The 16,791-nt window shown below is 70.1% G+C and carries 13 protein-coding genes; 3 read left to right on the forward strand and 10 right to left on the reverse strand.

Annotation, left to right across the window (positions count from 1 at the left end):
• The first annotated feature begins 33 nt into the window (after window positions 1–33).
• Window positions 34–1,068, forward strand: coding sequence for a ketoacyl-ACP synthase III family protein (locus OIU81_RS00545; RefSeq protein ID WP_329141924.1), 1,035 nt, complete (start codon window positions 34–36; stop codon window positions 1,066–1,068).
• A gap of 160 nt (window positions 1,069–1,228) precedes the next feature.
• Here the strand turns inward: OIU81_RS00545 and OIU81_RS00550 are convergent, their stop codons facing one another.
• From OIU81_RS00550 to OIU81_RS00565, 4 genes are all read right to left on the reverse strand, one after another.
• Window positions 1,229–2,440, reverse strand: coding sequence for a macrolide family glycosyltransferase (locus OIU81_RS00550; protein WP_329141926.1), 1,212 nt, complete (start codon window positions 2,438–2,440; stop codon window positions 1,229–1,231).
• Window positions 2,441–2,748: 308 nt separating this feature from the next.
• Window positions 2,749–3,186 carry a cold-shock protein gene (locus OIU81_RS00555; protein ID WP_329141928.1) on the reverse strand — a complete coding sequence of 146 codons (438 nt, stop codon included), beginning with the start codon at window positions 3,184–3,186 and terminating at the stop codon, window positions 2,749–2,751.
• A 155-nt stretch (window positions 3,187–3,341) separates the two neighbouring features.
• Complete coding sequence (locus tag OIU81_RS00560) at window positions 3,342–4,379, reverse strand: ketoacyl-ACP synthase III family protein (RefSeq protein WP_329141929.1); 1,038 nt, start codon at window positions 4,377–4,379, stop codon at window positions 3,342–3,344.
• Window positions 4,380–4,415: 36 nt separating this feature from the next.
• Window positions 4,416–7,034, reverse strand: coding sequence for a type I polyketide synthase (locus tag OIU81_RS00565; protein ID WP_329141931.1), 2,619 nt, complete (start codon window positions 7,032–7,034; stop codon window positions 4,416–4,418).
• 551 nt (window positions 7,035–7,585) lie between these two features.
• Between OIU81_RS00565 and rfbH the strand changes: the two genes are divergently transcribed.
• Window positions 7,586–8,887 (forward strand): lipopolysaccharide biosynthesis protein RfbH, encoded by a 1,302-nt coding sequence (rfbH, locus tag OIU81_RS00570; RefSeq protein ID WP_329141933.1) that lies wholly within the window; start codon window positions 7,586–7,588, stop codon window positions 8,885–8,887.
• A gap of 87 nt (window positions 8,888–8,974) precedes the next feature.
• Here the strand turns inward: rfbH and OIU81_RS00575 are convergent, their stop codons facing one another.
• The 5 genes from OIU81_RS00575 to OIU81_RS00595 form a co-directional block, all read right to left on the reverse strand.
• Entirely contained in the window at window positions 8,975–10,201 is a 1,227-nt protein-coding gene (locus tag OIU81_RS00575; protein ID WP_329141935.1) for a macrolide family glycosyltransferase, read from the reverse strand.
• Window positions 10,202–10,211: 10 nt separating this feature from the next.
• The gene (locus OIU81_RS00580) at window positions 10,212–11,303 is read right to left on the reverse strand and encodes an NAD-dependent epimerase/dehydratase family protein (RefSeq protein ID WP_329141937.1); all 1,092 of its coding nucleotides are present in this window, start codon (window positions 11,301–11,303) and stop codon (window positions 10,212–10,214) included.
• 17 nt (window positions 11,304–11,320) lie between these two features.
• A complete protein-coding gene (gene rfbB, locus OIU81_RS00585) occupies window positions 11,321–12,322 on the reverse strand; it encodes a dTDP-glucose 4,6-dehydratase (protein WP_329141939.1) in 1,002 nt (333 codons plus the stop codon).
• A gap of 101 nt (window positions 12,323–12,423) precedes the next feature.
• The gene (locus OIU81_RS00590; protein WP_329154771.1) at window positions 12,424–13,491 is read right to left on the reverse strand and encodes a glucose-1-phosphate thymidylyltransferase; all 1,068 of its coding nucleotides are present in this window, start codon (window positions 13,489–13,491) and stop codon (window positions 12,424–12,426) included.
• A gap of 65 nt (window positions 13,492–13,556) precedes the next feature.
• Entirely contained in the window at window positions 13,557–14,804 is a 1,248-nt protein-coding gene (locus tag OIU81_RS00595) for an activator-dependent family glycosyltransferase (protein WP_329141941.1), read from the reverse strand.
• Between the two features lie 491 nt (window positions 14,805–15,295).
• Here OIU81_RS00595 and OIU81_RS00600 point away from each other — a divergent pair, with 491 nt between their 5' ends.
• The gene (locus OIU81_RS00600) at window positions 15,296–16,438 is read left to right on the forward strand and encodes a cytochrome P450 (protein WP_329141943.1); all 1,143 of its coding nucleotides are present in this window, start codon (window positions 15,296–15,298) and stop codon (window positions 16,436–16,438) included.
• 29 nt (window positions 16,439–16,467) lie between these two features.
• Here the strand turns inward: OIU81_RS00600 and OIU81_RS00605 are convergent, their stop codons facing one another.
• The gene (locus OIU81_RS00605; protein WP_329141945.1) at window positions 16,468–16,671 is read right to left on the reverse strand and encodes a ferredoxin; all 204 of its coding nucleotides are present in this window, start codon (window positions 16,669–16,671) and stop codon (window positions 16,468–16,470) included.
• Window positions 16,672–16,791 lie beyond the last annotated feature (120 nt).

Genomic DNA, 16,791 nt, shown 5'->3' on the forward strand with positions numbered 1-16,791 from the left:
CCCCGGGGCCGGACGGAAACGGAGAGATCCCGCATGAGGGTAGAGAACGTCCACATCAACTCACTGGGAGTCACTCTGCACGAGTGGGTGAGCGCGGAACAGGCCGTGGCCGACGGCCTCCTCGGCTCGGAGGTGCCGGCGGCGAACGGACTCACCGGAACCCATGTGTCCAAGGACGTGCCGGCCGTCGACCTGGCGGTGTCGGCTGCCCGGACCGCCCTGGAGCGTTCGAAGCTCGACCCCGACGAGATAGCGTCGCACCTCCACAGCGGGGTCTACTACCAAGGGCCCGCGGGCTCCTATCCACCGGGGTACATCCAGCGGGAGCTGGGCCTGGAGGGTGTCTCCGCGCTCTACCTCCAGCAGGGCTGCAACGGCATGCTGGGCGCCTTGGAGGTGGCCATCGGCCAGATCACCGGTGCCTCGGAGACGGAGGCCGTGCTGCTGACCACGGGAGAGAACTTCACCTCCCCGGAGATCGACCGGTGGACGGGCTACGGCCAGTCGTACTTCCTGGGCGATGGGGGCGCCGCCGCTCTGCTCAGCGCAGAGGAGGGTTTCGCCGAGGTGCGGTCGCTGCACGCCGGACTGCTGCCCGCCCTGGAGAAGTGGCACCGCGGCGACGCCCCGCTGCTGCTGCGCGATGAGCCCGGGTCGATGGCGGACATGGCGGAGCGGGCCGAGCGGTTCACCGAGACGGAACTGTCGCTGTCGGAGACGCTGGAGAAGCTGAGCGTCTTCGACCTGGGCGTCATCCACCGGGCCCTGGTCGACGCCGACGTGAACGCGTCCGACCTCGCCAAGGTGGTGCCGATCCACATGGACGGCCGGATGATCGAGTTCTCGGTCATGACGCCGCTCGGGTTGCCGATGTCGAAGTCGTCCTTCGACATCGGCAAGGGCGTCGGTCATGTCGGCGGCGCGGACGTCTTCCTCTCGCTGGAGCATCTGGTCCGCACGCGGGAGGTCGGCCCGGGTGACCACGTCCTGCTGATCTCCCAGGGCCCCGGCTGGATCTGCACCGCGTGCGTCGTCACCATCAGCGAACTCCCCACCTGGGCGGAGTGACGGCACCCCCGCCTTCTTCCGCGGCACAGGCCGGAGCGCCGGGGCGAGCCCGTCAAAGGGCTTGCCCCGGCGCTCCGGCCTTCTTGGGGACGGTCACCGAAGCCGTCAGCAGCAGCGGGTTTCCTCGCCCGTCCAGCGGCACACCTTCGGTGACATGTGCTCAGCCGGCCACCCGGACCCGCGATTCCAGCATGTCCGCCGCACGGGTCACTCCGCCGGCGGCGTCCGTCAGCTCCCGCATACGGCGCAGCCGGGTACGTGTGGCCTCGTCGGCGATCAGGTGCTGCAAGGTGGTGACGATCTGCTCCTCAGTGGTCTCCCGGGGGTGGTCGAGCAGCACTCCCAGCCCCAGCTCCGCCGCGCGTGCGCAGGTGACCTGATGCTCCGGCAGATGAGGTGCCATGATCATCGGGGTGCCGGTGTGCACCGCGCCCATGAGGCTTCCCAGGCCGCCGGAGGTCACGAACACATCGGCATGTTCCAGGGCGGCGATCTGGGGGATCCACGGATGCACCTCGATGTTGGCGGGCACGGCCCCCAGTGTGGTGGTGTCGAAGCCGTTGCCCACCGTGATGACGGCGCGCCAGGGCCGGCCACTGAGCGCACGCACGCAGGTGCGGAAGAACTCCGACTGCGCTTGGGACATGGTCCCCATGGAGATCACGACCAGGGGGGTGTCGTCCTGCGGGGCGTCCCAGGTGGCAGTGAGGTCTTCCGTGAGGAAGCACGGCCCGACGAAGGCGGTCTCGTCGCCGAAGGTCTCCTGGGCGGTCTGGAACACTCGGGGTGCGTACACCACGCTGTCCACCGGCCGGTGCCAGCCCAGCAGTTCCTCGACGGTGGCGGAGAGCCCGCGTTCCTCGGCGACCTCTCCGGCGCGGCGGAAGACTTCGGGGAACGCCGGGTGGTCCTCGGGGACGCCGATCATGGCGAACATGGTGTCGAGGTCCGAGTAGTGCGCATTGGAACCCATGGCGGGGATGGACTGCACGACGGGGCGGTTCCAGAGCAGTCCCAGGGCCCGGCCTGCGAAGGAAAGGGATGTGTCGTGGAAGAGGAGATCGGGCGGATCGTCGGTGAGGTGTTCCTCGGCCGCCCGCATCACTGCCTCGCTCTCGTATTGGAGCATGACGAGTGACCAGGCCATTTGGTCAGGGGGGAGATCTACGTCCTGCCCGGCGGTAAACGCCTCGGCCAGCGGCGAATCGTAGGGCACCACGCGGGCGCCGGTTTGCTCGACGGCCCCGGTGAATCCTCCCGGCGTCAGAAAGCTTACGCGGTGCCCCCTGCGCACAAGCTCTTCGGTGACGGCCAGGGAGGGACGCATATGCCCGTGAGCGGGAATGCAGAGAACAGCAATATGGCTGGACACGGCGACGCTTCTCCTCGTTGAGTACAGGGCCGCAGGGAACTCCGGCTGAGCACGGACAGGCCGGCGGGCCCTACCCGGATCCGGGTTTCCTTGCGAGCGTGCGGGGTCCTGAAATGCGGTGTCAACGAGGGCGCTGCATGACTAGTTGATTCATGGTGTGCGCAGCGGCCGCCCGGCGCTGGATGTCACCAAGGGGGCGGAGACACACCGAAGGGCGGAGGTATCAGCGGGTGTCCGACGCTCGCGGCGCCGGGACGGCACTGATTCCTCCGCCCTGCCTCGTTCCAGCCCGTCGCCGGGGCGGTGGATCAGGCTTCGGTCCAATTGTGCGCAGCGACCAGTTCCATGACGCGCTTGCGTACCTGAACGAGCTGTGCCGCGGTGAGCGAGGGAGCAGCTTCGAGCAGCGCCTCGGTCAGTTCGTTCCGGAATTCGGCGTGGGACAGGACATCGCACAACAGGTCCGCCTCGGACTCCGCGCTCCCCTGCCCTTCCGGACCGCCGGCCACCGGAGCCGGCCGCCGCACCGCGGCCGCGCGCACGGGCCCCAGCAGCTTTACGTCGCTGGCCTTGAGCCCGCGCTCCCCGACCTCCGTGGTGTACTCGACCCTGAGCCCACTGCCGAACAGGTGCTTGTCGTCCCGCAAGTCGTTGGCATGGACGAAGACGTCCTCGCCACCGGCGTCGGGGGCGATGAAGCCGTACCCGCGCACCTCGTCAAATCGCACCACTGTACCTGTAGCCACCACAGCGTTCCTCACCCTCTACACCCTCTGCCACTGCACATTGTCACCCTCAAGCACCCCACAGGAGCTCGGCACCCGGGCCCGGCACGGCAGGTGTGCGCCGTTCCGTCTCTTCCTCGGTCCCGTCCCCCCCGGTGCGGTCGTTCGCCGAGGTGTCACACGGCCCACGGGGGCGGATTCAGCACGGTCACCACGCTCGCCGTGCAGAGCCAACCGGGCGCCTGGGAAAACAACAGGACGTTATCACCCGTACCCACCTCGCCCGTACGGACCAGATGCTCCAGCGAAATGAAGACATCGGCCCCTCCCACGTGCCCGACCGACCTCCCGAAATCGAAGCTCGACCGCTCCATGGGGAGGCCGAGCGGCATCATCGTCCCCCACTCCAGCATCCGCCCGTCCATATTGATCATGACGACCTTGGCGAGGTCGGAGGCGTTGAGCTCGGCGTCCACCAGGGACTCGTGAATGACGTCCATGTTGAAGTGCGTGATCTTCTCCAGGGCCTCGGACAGCGGCATTTCGGTTTCATTGAAGTGCTGCGCCCGCTCGGGCATGCTCTGCGTTTCCTCGGGACTCCCGGGCTCCAACAGCGGCCCATTGCCGCGGTGCCACTTTTCCAGTGGGCTCAGGACGCCGGAACTCAGGGAACGCACCTGGGCGAACCCTTCGTCGGCGTTGAGCAGAACCGCCATGCCGCCGTCGGAGAAGAAGTGCGACTGACCGAAGCCGTCGTTCCAGCGGTCAGCTCCCGGCGCGGTGAAGTTCTCGCCCGAGGTCAGCAGTATCGCCTCGGCTTCCGCGGCACCCGTCATCTGTCCGATGGCCACCTCCAGGGACCCCAGCATGCCGTTGCACCCCTGCCGGAGGTACTGCGCCGTGGCCTTCCCGATGCCGAGCTCGCGCATGATGTAGCCCGGCGGGTAAGACCCCACGGGTCCCTGGTAGTTGACCGCACTGTGAATAAGTCCGTCGATGGCGTCGACATCCGTCTTCGAGCGCTCCAGGGCGGTCCGGGCGGCGCTGACCGCCATGTCCATCGCCGGGATGTCCCCCGCGGCGTAGGTGCCGGTGAGTCCGTTGGTCTTGGGAATCTCCGGGTCCAGGATGCCGTCGGCGACCGCCTGCTCCACGCTCAGCCATTCAGGAAGGAACACTCCCAGGGAGTCGATGTAGACGTCATCCACCTTCACGAACAATCTCCTCATTCCGTGTGGCGCCGAGGCCGGTCAGCATGCGAGCAGTTCTGTCTTGAGGTGCTGCGCCAGCGCTTGCGGGCTGGCGAAGTCGAACACCACCGCGGGGGGCAGGGCGAGTTGGGTGGCCTCGTTCAGTGCGTTGCGGACCGTCAGGGCCGTCAGCGAGTCGAAGCCGAGATCCCGGAACGCGTGGTCCGGTCCGATCTCCTCGGCAGCGGCCTGGCCCAGGCCGGCGGCCACGTGCCGGCGTACCAGTTCGAGGAGGGTCTCGTCCCGCTCGGCGTCGGTCATCGTGGCGAGGCGGTGGCGCAGCGCGGACGCCTCCGCCGGCTCGTCCTGCGCCACCGGCCGGGCCGGCCTTCGCACCAGTGCGCGCAGCAGGGGCGGGAGGCCGCCGGCCGCGGCCTGGGCGCGGATTTCGGCGCCGTCCAGCCGTGCCGCGACCACATGGCCCTCGTCCAGGCCGCGCACCGCATCGAACAGTTCCAGGCCCTCGGCCATGGGGAGGGGCTGCACCGGCAGCCGGGCGGAGCCGGGCGCCGGGACGTCCCGGCCGGCCCACAGGCCCCAGGCGATGGACAGGGCCGGGGCGCCCTGCGCCCGGCGGTGCCGAGCAAAAGCGTCCAGGAAGACGTTGGCCGCGGCGTAGTTGCCCTGGCCTGCGCCGCCCAGTACCCCCGCGATGGACGAGAACACCAGGAAGGCCGACAGGTCCAGGCCCTTGGTCGCCTCGTGCAGGACCAGCGCGGCGTCCACCTTGGGCCGCAGCACCGCCTCCAGCCGGCCGGGCGTCAGGGACAGCACGATCCCGTTGTCGGCGACGCCTGCCGCGTGCACCACGGCAGTGAGCGGTCGGTCGTCCGGCAGCGTTGCCAGCAGGAGGTCCACCGCACCGCGGTCGGCCACGTCGCACGCCGCGAGCGTCACCTGTGCGCCGAGCGCGGTCAGCTCGGCGCACAGTTCCGCGGCACCCGGGGCGTCAGGTCCACGGCGGCTGGTCAACAGCAGGTCGTGTACGCCGTGTTCGGTGATGAGGTGTCGGGCAAGGGCTGCGCCCAACAGGCCGGTGCCGCCCGTGAGGAGGACCGTGCCGCGCCGACCGGCGAACAGCGGCGCGCGCTCGGCCGGGGCGGCGCGCCGGACCAGCCGGGGCACACGTGAGGCGCCCTTGCGCAGCGCGAGTTGGGACTCGTCGGACCCGGCGACGGTGAGCAGGGTACGCCAGGCGGCCTTGCTCGCGTCGGTATCGACGAGGCGGAAGCGGCCGGGCGCCTCGGTCTGCGCCGAGGCGATCAGCCCCCACACGGCGGCCGCGGCGAGGTCCGGCGCGGTGGTCTCGTCCCAGGCGGCGACCGCGTCACGGGTGAGGACGAGCAGCGTGGCGGCGGTGAAGGCGGGAGTCCGCAGCCACTCCTGGGCCCAGGACAGTGCCTGCCGGGTCAGCCGGTGGACGGTGTCCGCGGTGTCGACACCGCCGGTCTCCGTGCTTGCGGTCACCACCACGACGTCCGGTACGGACGCGCCGCCGTCGATCTCCTTGGCCAGGGCCTCCAGCGTCGGGTACCGCTCGGCGTACTGTCCGGCCCGCATCAGTCCGGACCGCGCCCGGAGCGGGTCGTCGCCCACGACGGCCCACGAGGTGGGGACGTCCACCGCGACCGACGCGCTCGGCGCATCGGTCCACTCCACCCGGAACAGGCTGTCCTGCTGGGCCGCGCCCGCGCCCCGGAAGGCGTGGGGGGACACCGCTCGCGGTTCAAGGTGCTCGACGGTGAGCACCGGCCTGCCGGTCGCGTCGGCGGCAACGACAGTGCACTCCCCTGACGGCGCCCAGGTGATCCGTACGCGCAGGACCGACGCTCCCGCCCTGTGCAGGCACACCCCCCGCCACCGGCCCGGCTCCCTCGCCGTTCGCGCGTCGTCGTCGCCGCCCTGCGCCCACAGCGGGTGCAGCGCCGCGTCCAGCAGGGCGGGGTGCAGGCCGAACGCCGCGGCCTGCGCGCGATGCTCCTCGGGAAGGGCGATCTCGGCGAAGAGGTCGTCGCCGCGCCGCCACACCCCCCGCACCCCTTGGAAGGCAGGGCCGTACTCGTGGCCGGCGGCGGCCAGTGCGGGGTACAGCTCGGTGGTCTCCACAGCGGTGGACTCGGCCGGGGGCCAGACGTCGAGGCGCCACGACGGGGCGGGACCGCTCGCGGCGACGGTGCCGGTGGCATGGCAGGTCCACGGCCGGCCGGTGCCCCCGTCGTCCCGCCGGGCGTGGACGGTGACCGGCCGGCGGCCGGTCACGTCCGGTGCGCCGACCATCACCCGGAGCTGGACGGCGCCCTGCTCCGGAAGGACCAGCGGCGCCTCCAGGGAGAGCTCCTCCAGCAGGCCGCAGCCCACCTCGTCACCCGCACGGACCGCCAGCTCGACCAGCGCCGAGCCGGGTACAACGGTGCGCTCGGCCACCCGGTGGTGGGCCAGCCAGTCGTGGGTCGGTGCCGAAAGGCGCCCGGTGAACAGCACCGCCTCGGAGTCGGGGAGCTCCACGGTCGCGCCCAGCAGGGGGTGCTCGGTGGCTGCGGCCCCCACGGCGGGGGCCGCACCGGCGTCGTGCGGCTCGTCCGGCGGCCGCATCAGTTCGGTGCGCATCGTGGCACTCACTCTCAGGCGCTCCCAACACATCGGGGAATGGGGTTCCGGCATCGGGGCGACACGGGCCGCCCGGGCACCCCCGGCACCTTCCCGCCCGCACTTCCGATGCCCGGCACAGCTCCGGGCCCGGCGGAACGCCCTCGCGTCTGCCGGGCAAAGGCCTACGCCGCCGGCACACGACCGCGAGAAACGCTTGCCTGTCCGGCACCAGTATCTGCAGTGCGATGGTGGGAGATTCCCTAGGACTTGTCCGGCCGCACTCCTGCGCAGCGCGATCATGTGGAAAGGCTCATCCCGTGTGCTCCGTCGGCGATCCGGGCAAGGGCATGGTGGTTCACCGCCACGGCTCTATGGCAATTCCTAGACTTCACGAGCCGATCTGGCCCCTGCCGGAGCGGCGTGCTGAAGTGAAGGCCCCCGATCAGCCGACCGGATACGCAACGCCTGTGTGCCGCGTGGCGAATCGTCGGATCATTCGCGCGCGGCGCCGCGCACCGGGATCACACCCTGGGGCAGCGCGACGGAACTTCGAGCAGGACACTCACAGGAGGCGGCAGTCGATGGGGTACAGCAAGAGTGACATTCTGGAGCTGGTACGCGAGTACCACCAGGGGAACGTCGCTTCCGGATTCGTGCCAGGGGTGACGCCGGTGCCGGCCTCAGGCGCCGTCCTCGACGAGGACGACCGGGTCGCCCTTGTCGCAGCGGCCCTCGACCTGCGGATCGCGGCCGGGACCAGTTCCCGCAGGTTCGAGCGTGCGCTCGCCAAGTTCTTCGGGCTGCGGAAGGCGCATCTGACCAACTCCGGCTCGTCGGCCAATCTGCTGGCGCTCAGTGCGCTGACCTCGCCCCAGTTGGAGGATCTGCGGCTGATGCCGGGGGACGAGGTCGTCACGGTGGCAGCCGGTTTCCCCACGACGGTGAACCCGATCATTCAAAACGGTCTGGTACCGGTCTTCATCGACGTCGAACTCGGTACGTACAACGCGTCCCCGGAACGTATCGAGGAGGCCATCGGCCCGCGCACCCGGGCCATCATGATCGCCCATGCGCTCGGCAACCCGTTCGCCGTCGAGGAGGTCGCGAAGATCGCCGACGAGCGGGGCATGTTCCTGATCGAGGACAACTGCGATGCACTGGGCAGTACCTATCGCGGCAAGCTGACCGGGACCTTCGGGGACGTGGCGACGGAGAGCTTCTATCCGGCCCACCACATCACCATGGGCGAGGGCGGGTGCGTGGTGACGGACAACATGGTGCTGGCCCGGATCGTGGAGTCACTGCGGGACTGGGGGCGCGACTGCTGGTGCGAGCCCGGTGAGGACAATCGCTGCTTCAAGCGGTTCGAGCAGCAGATGGGCGACCTGCCGCACGGCTACGACCACAAGTACATCTTCTCGCACGTCGGGTACAACCTGAAGTCGACCGACCTGCAGGCCGCGCTCGGCCTCTCGCAGTTCACCAGGATCGAGGATTTCGGTGCCGCCCGGCGGCGCAACTGGTCACGGCTGCGTGCCGGGCTGGACGGCCTGCCCCATCTCCTGCTTCCCGAACCCACGCCCGACAGCGACCCGAGCTGGTTCGGCTTTGTGATCACCGTCCGGGACGGCGCGCCCTTCTCGACCGCCGACATGATCGAACACCTGGAGTCCCGGCGGGTGGCCACCCGCCGCTTCTTCGCCGGTAACCTCATCCGCCACCCGGCCTATCTGTCACGGGAGTTCCGGGTGAGCGGGCCGCTGACCAACAGCGACACCATGGCCGAGCGCACCTTCTGGATCGGGGTGTTCCCCGGGCTGACCGGCGAGATGATCGACCACAGCATCCGGAGTATCACCGAGTTCGTCACCTCCCGCACCTGACAAAGGCCCAGGACGGGCTGAGCCCGACGCACATGAGGTGCGTCGGGCTCCGCCCGTCGGCCGGCCGCGCGGGGCGCACGACTGAGGTCAGGTCGCCACTGTCGAGGCGGAGGGGGCGGCCCACTGCTCCAACAGGCCCGCGGCCCGTGCCGCGCCGCCTGCCCCGCGCACGCTGGCGCGCATCCAGGCCATCCGCTCCGGGATCTCCGGGTCGGCCACGATGTCGCCCACGGCGGCGCCCAGGGTGTCCGCGGTCAGCCGGTCGCGGTCGATCATCCGGCCCAGGCCCAGCTCCGCCACGCGCCGTGCAGTCAGGATGTGTTCGAAGCCCTGGGGCACCACGACCACGGGTGTGGCGAAGTGCAGCGCCTCCATGAGACAGCTCATGCCACCGTGGCAGACCAGGACGTCGGCGTGCGGCAGTACCGCCGGGTGCGGCAGCCACCGGTAGGCCTGTACATGCGGCGGGAGGTCGCCGAGGCCGGCGAGGTCCGCCTCACGGCCGAGGGTCATCACCACCTGCCACTCGGCTCCGTCGAAGGCATCCGCACAGGTACGGAAGAAGTCACGCTGCCGGTTGGACTCGGTCCCGAGGGAGACCAGCGCGGTCCGCCTGCCGTCGGCCGGCGGCGACCACGGCACGTCCCCCTCGAGCTCGGTGATCGTGGGCCCGACGAAGGCATAGCTCTCGTCGAACGTGGTGCCCTCGATCTGGAACTCGCGCGGCAGGAAGGCCAGGTTGCGGTCGTCCCACTCCCGCAGGAAGCGGTCCAGCCCGTCCGGGGCGAGGTCGTTGTTCCCGGCGAACCGCATCAGTGCCGCCCCGCCCTCGCGCATCGACGGGGCGTCGGGGTCGAACAGCAGCTTGCGCATGGAGAACACTTCGTTCGCCGCATGGCTGATGCCCAGCTGCACGGTCGGGACGCAGCCGAGGGTGTGCGCGATCATCCGCGCGGCCGGAAACGACTCGAAATCGTAGAGCACGATGTCCGGCGGGTCGGCCGCCAGGGTGGAGAGCGCGAGCGGATAGACCCGCTCCATCGACTCGACCAACAGGTCATGGCCTTCGGCCGCCATACGGGTCCCGTCGGCGTCGGGCACCTTGGCGAACGCACCGCGCCGGGACGTGTAGACCACGGCCCGGGCGCCGGTACGCTCGACCACCTCGCGGTACTGGTGATCGACGAAATACGTCACCCGGTGCCCGCGGCGGATGAGTTCGCGGGTCAGGCCGAGCGTCGGGCTGATGTGCCCGAAGTCGGCGAACACGAACACGGCGACATGCCGCCTGGGGGTGGCTGCGAATGCTGACACATCGACACCTTCATTCGGGCTGCGGTAGGGGGCGGATCGGCGGAGGCCAGCTGCTCGTGCTGCCACCACAACGGGGGTCGTCCGCGGTCTCCGGCCGGGGCGAGGCCGGCACGGCGGCTGCCGGGTGGTCCGGGGGCGACGGTTCGGCCCCGGGGGCGGTGGCCTCCCACAGGTCGCGTACCGAACTGTCGATGCCGTGGCGCACATTCCAGTGGAGCAGCCGTCTGGCCATGGCGGTCTCCACCCGCATCCAGTCGGTCCCGGCGGCGGCCCGGGCGTCGGGCTCCGCCTCCTCGACGATCCGTGCCTGCCGGCCGCTGACGGCGATCAGCCGCTCCACCATGGTGCGCACGGGGACCGCCTCGCCCCGCCCGACGTTGATGAGCTCGTTGCCGAGCGGCAGGGCCGCCGCCGCCAGCACCGCGTCCGCGGCGTCCCGGGCGTCGACGAAGTCCCGGCTCGCCCGCAGCGGGCTGAGCCGCACTATTGCTTCCTCGTCCGTCTCCACGGCCCTCAGTTGCGCCGCGACGCGCCCCAGCAGGCTGCCCGGTGAGGTGCCTGCGCCGATCGTGTTCGATACCCGCAGGACGACCGCCGCCACCTGCCCGGCCGCGGCGGCCGTGCGGACCGCTTCGGTCCCCTGCAGTTTCGTCCGCCCGTACAGCGTGGTCGGCCGGGTCGGCGTCCGCTCGTCCAACGAGATGCCCGGCGGCTGCGGGGTGTACTCGTGCACCGAGCCCACGTGGACCAGCCTGGGGCGCCAGGAGGCGGCGGCCATGGCCGCCAGCACCTTGTCGACCAGGACGTGGTTGGCCTGCCACATGACCTCCGGCGAACACAGCCATGCGGCGCCGGCGGCGTTCACCACGGCGTGGGGCCGCTCAGCGTCGATGAGGCGGGCCAGGCCGTCCGGTCCCTCGCCGATCAGGTCCATCGGGAAGAACCGTCCTGCCCCGGTCGCGGGGCCCGGCCGGCGTGCCACCGTCAGCAGCTCCCCGCCGGCGGCGCGTAGCGCCGCACAGACGTGGCGGCCGACGGCTCCGGTCGCGCCGAGGACGATGATCCGGCGGTGGCTACCGTCCGGGTCTTCCGCCGTGCTCACGTTGTCGTGCTCCGCCCTCAGCATGTCTCGGCGAGCAGCTCGGCGCGTTGCTTGAGCGGCTCCCACCAGTCACGGTTGTCGCGGTACCAGGCGACCGTCTCGGCCAGCCCGTCGGCGAAGTCCTTGCCCGGCTTGTAGCCCAGCTCGGTCTGGATCTTGCTCCAGTTGACGGAGTAGCGCCGGTCGTGACCCTTGCGGTCGTCGACGTACTCGATCATCTCCGGCCCGACGCCACAGGTCTCCAGCAGCAGATCGGTCAGGTCCCGGTTGCTCAGTTCGGTGCCGCCGCCGATGTTGTAGACCTCGCCGGGGCGGCCGGCGGTGCGGACCAGCTCGATGCCCTGGACGTGGTCGTCGATGTGCAGCCAGTCGCGGATGTGCAGGCCGTCGCCGTAAAGCGGGACCTTCTTGCCGTCCAGGAGGTTGGTCACGAACAGCGGGATGAGCTTCTCCGGGAACTGGCGGTGCCCGTAATTGTTGGAGCAGCGGGTGACCCGCACATCGATGCCGTGGGTGCGGTGGTACGCGAGGGCGATCAGATCGCTGGAGGCCTTGGAGGCCGCGTACGGGGAGTTGGGCTCGACCAGATGGGTCTCCGAGGAGGACCCGGTGGCAATCGAACCGTAGACCTCGTCGGTCGAGACGTGGACGAAGGTGTCGATGCCGTGCCGGAGCGCGGCGTCGAGCAGGACCTGGGTGCCCAGGATGTTGGTGCGGATGAACTCCGCGGAGCTGCGTATGGAGCGGTCGACATGGGACTCGGCCGCGAAGTGGACGATCTGGTCGTGGTGGGCGATCAGCTCGCCGACCAGTGCCTCGTCGCAGATGTCGCCGGCGAAGAAGCGGAAGCTGTCGAGGTGGCGGACCTCATCGAGGTTGGCCGGGCTCGCCGCGTAGGTGAGACTGTCGAGCACGGTGATCTGGACGTCGCCCGGCCCGAAGGGTCCCAGGAGCGTACGGACGAAGTGCGAACCGATGAAGCCGGCGCCGCCGGTCACCAGGATTCTCGTGGGGCTCATCGAGGTTGTGGCGCGGGGCCTGGGAGCCAGGCCGGTGGAGCGCCTACCCCCTTCCGTTGTTCGGTGCGGGTGGGATGAGTCAGCCCGCCGCGCGGGCGGCGTCAGGACTGGATGTGGACCCTCGCGTGGTCGCCGATGACCAGCCGGTGGGCCACCGGGCGCTGCGGGGCGAGCGCCACTTGGGCGTTGCGTCCGACCAGCGAGGCCTCGACCCGGCGCACGCTCTCGAACGACGAGCCGCGCAGCACGATCGAGGAGGCGAGTTCGCTGTCGTGGATGCGGCAGTCCTCCGCGATGGAGGTGGACGGGCCGATGTAGGAGTCGGTGACGACGGTGCCGGCACCGATCACGGCCGGCCCGACGATGCGCGAGGCGCGGATCGTCGCGCCCGGCCCGATGCGCACCCGGCCGAGGACCTCACTCGCGCTGTCCACGGAGCCCTCGATGCAGCGTTCCTGGCTCTCCAGCAGCATGCGGTTGACCTCCAGCATGTCGACGACGCTGCCGGTGTCCCGCCAGTAGCCGGACAGTTCGCCGGAGCGGATGTCCTGGCCGGCCTCGACCATCCACTGCACGGCGTCGGTGATCTCCAGTTCGCCGCGCGCGGACGGCCGGATGGCCCGTACCGCCTCGTGCACCGCGGGGGTGAACAGGTAGACGCCGACCAGCGCCAGGTCGCTCTTGGGGTGCTGCGGCTTCTCCTCCAGGCCGGTGACCCTGCCCGTGGCGTCCAGTTCGGCCACGCCGAAGGCGGTGGGGTCGGGGACCCGGCTGAGCACGAGCTGCGCGTCGGGGCGCTCCTTGCGGAAGCCCTCGACGAGATCGGTGATGCCGCCGGAGATGAAGTTGTCGCCCAGGTACATCAGGAAGTCGTCGTCGCCCAGGAAATCGCGGGCGATGACGACGGCGTGGGCGAGGCCGAGCGGGGCGCTCTGCGGAATGTAGGTCACGCGCAGGCCGAACTGTGAGCCGTCGCCGACCGCCGCGCGGATCTCCGGCCCGGTGTCACCGACGATCATGCCGACGTCGCTGATGCCGGTCTCGGCGATGGCCTCCAGCACGTAGAAGAGGATCGGCTTGTTGGCGACCGGGACGAGTTGTTTGGCAGAGGTGTGGGTGATGGGCCGCAGGCGCGTACCAGCGCCTCCCGAGAGCACAAGAGCCTTCACAGTTTCCATCCAGGGGCGAGTGGTGTCAGGGGGAGGGTTTGTCGGTCGCCGGCCGACGGGCCCGTTCAGCGCTTCGCGACCAGTTGCTCCAGAGTGGCGACCATGTCGCGCGGGCTGGGCATCGCCACCGCCTCGTCGCGCAAGCGCTGCGCGGCGGAGGTGAAGCCCGGATCTTCGAGGATCTGCCGGGTGTGCCGGAGCACCAGATCGGCGGTGACCTCGCTGTGGTGGGCGTGGATACCTGCGCCGGCGCGCTCCAGGGACCGGCCCCGCCACTCCAGGTCGACGACATTGGTGGAGAGGGTGAGTTGCGGGACCGCGTTGACTAGGGCGGTGGCGAAAGTACCCCAGCCACCGTGGTGGATGACGGCCGAGCAACTGGGCAGCAGGGTGTGCAGCGCCACGCCTTCGACGACGCGCACATTGGCAGGGATATCGACGAGCGCCTCCCGTTGCTGTGGAAGGAGCGCGGCGACCACCTCGACGTCGAGCGAAGCCAGCGCCCCGAGGATGTCGGGGACGGAGACGTAATCGCCGCCGTATGCCTCGGTGTTGGTCGTTCCGAGGGACAGACAGACTCGCGGCCGCTCGGGAGCCTCGCGCAGCCACTGCCACCACACCGCGTCCCCGTTGTACGGCACATAGCGCATGGACAGCGCCGTCAGTGTGGTGGGCGGCCGCATGCTCGGCGGCAGGGTGTCGAGGGTGTACTGCCCGTGGAGCAGCTCTTCGTCGCAGGAGACGCCGAAGGGTGCGCCACGCTTGTCGAGCCAGTCGGCAAGCGGGTCCACCCGCTCTTCGGGCGGGACCTGGCCCTTCAGGGCGAGATAGGTCTGACGTGCTCTGCTGTAGACATCGGCGCTCCACAGCAGCCGGACGTGGACGGCGTCGCAGGCGCGGGCGGCGATGGCTCCCGCGTAGCAGAGCGGGTCCCGGACGACCAGATGTGGCCGCCAGCTCACTGCCAGGGCGGCCACATCGTCGATCATCGGATCGTTGTAGGGCGCGAAGCCGTAGGGGACGCTGGTCTCGTAACGGTCGCGGATGGTGGGCCAGTCCACTTCCCCCGGTCCCAGTCGGCTCCAGTTCGCGACGTCCTGGTCCTGTGACTCGGGGGCCTGTTTCATGGCCTCGTGCAGTCCGTGATCACGGCCGACCGGAGCGGAGACCAGGCCGGTGTCAGTGACGATGCCGGTGAGTGCCGGGGCGTTCACCATGCGTACCTCGTGCCCTGCCGCGGTCATCGCCCAGGCCAGCGGCACCATGGGATACAGATGGGACCTCTCGGGCAGTGCGGCGAACAGCACGCGCATGGGGGATCACCTCTCGGTCGCGCGTAGTTTGGGTGGCCTCGTCATGGCCGCGAGGCACGCCTTCACGGATCAAAGCGCGGATAGCGTCGATGCTTATCCTGTGGTCTGGGACAGTGCACCGCGGTACCGCGCCGCCATGGTCTGGGGATTCCTCCAGACAATGACCTGCCGGCCCACGGCCCGCCTCCCGGGTGCCAGATGCACGCCGCCACTGCCCTGCGGCTCCGGGTGGGACCAAAACTCCACCGTGGCCGGGCCCGGGATTGGGAAATCCCTAGCGCTTCGCCACATTCCTGTCCTGCGCCGCGCCGCCGTGCTGAGCTTCGTTCTTACCTGTAAGAGGTGGCTTCGACGGCAGGACGCGTGCTCCGGTATGCGCCCGGGCCGGCGCGAAAGGGGAATCACCGGTGCCGCAGAAAATGTCGAACGTCCTCCCGAATGTGCCGCACCCGCCGTGGGCGCCCGGCCCGGAGGTCGTTCAGCCTCCGACGGTGGAACCGGACGGAGGAGCCACGTTGCTGGCCTGGATGCGCCGGATGCGGAACGAAAGCCCGGTCTGGCGGGACGAGTCGGGCAACGCGCATGTCTTCAGACATGCGGACGTGGTGCGCATCATGGCAGATCCGGGGTTGTACTCCTCCGACACCGTGGGGCGCCTCGGCGGCGGTGAGACACCCAGCGGCGTCCTGCTGCTGCTCGACCCTCCGCAGCACGGCAAGCTGCGCCGCCTGGTCAGCCGTGCGTTCACCAACCGGCTGATCTCCGAACTGGCCCCGCAGATCACCACCCTCACCCGGGAGCTGCTCGACGCGGTCGACGCTGACCGCTTCGACCTGGTGGACGCGGTGGCCAATCCGCTGCCGGTGATGGTGATCGCGACGATGCTGGGCGTGCCGCTCCGCGACCACGGCAAGTTCCAGGCGTGGGGCGAGCAGCTGCTGGCCACGGATGCGTCGGACCCGGAGAGCGTGCGGCGCATGGAGCAGACCGGCAAGGAGATCTCGGCGTACCTGCAGGAGTTCGTGGACGCCCGCCGGCGCACCCCGCACGACGATCTGATCGGCACCCTGGTCCAGGCGGAGGTCGACGGGCAGCGGCTGTGCGACGACGAGATCGTCAGCTTCGCCACGCTGCTGCTGCTGGCGGGCCACATCACGACCTCGGTGCTGCTCGGCAACACCCTGCTGTGCCTGGACAGCGCGCCGGAGCGCTGGGAGGCGCTGCGCGCGGACCGGTCCGCGATACCCGCGGTGATCGAGGAGACGCTGCGCTGCCGGCCGCCGTTCACCCGCGTCGAGCGGGTGCCGACCCGGCAGGTGGAGATCGCCGGGGAGGTCATCGAGCCGAACACCCTGATCCATCTGTGGCTGCTGTCCGCCAACCATGACGAGCGGGTCTTCGACGACCCCGCGGCCTTCGTGCCGGAGCGGTCCAACTCCCGGCAGACGGCGTTCGGTCATGGCATCCACTACTGCATCGGGGCCCCGCTCGCCCGGCTGGAGAGCCGGATCGTGCTGGAGCTGATGCTGGACCGCTTCCGCACCGTGCGGGTGGATGCCGGCGCCCCGCTGTCGTTCCACGGCAGCAATGTCTTCGGCGCCGAGCGGCTGCCGCTGGTGGTCCGGCGCGCCTGACCCCATCGTGACGGACCTCGCCGCACCGGTCAGGAAGCGGCGGGGTCCACCGTGATGGCCCGGGACGGGCACAGTTGCTCCGCCTCTTCCACGTCGCCCGCCCACCGCTCGGGCGGCTCGGTCATCAGCAGCACGACACGGCCGTCGTCCTCGTGCTGCTCGAAGACCTCACCGGCGGTCATCGCACACATCCCGGCGCCGACACACCGGTCCCGGTCAACCGTGATCTTCATGGTGTCTTCTCCCTCGTGTCGTGGCCCTGCGGCCTCGTCTTATGGGCCCGTGGGCCCGTGGGCCTGCCGACCATGGTGTCCGCTGTGCGGCGCGCCGCCGACGGTCACCGGCCGGGTCTG

Origin of the sequence: Streptomyces sp. NBC_01454, from assembly GCF_036227565.1 — a bacterium.
GTDB lineage: Bacteria > Actinomycetota > Actinomycetes > Streptomycetales > Streptomycetaceae > Streptomyces.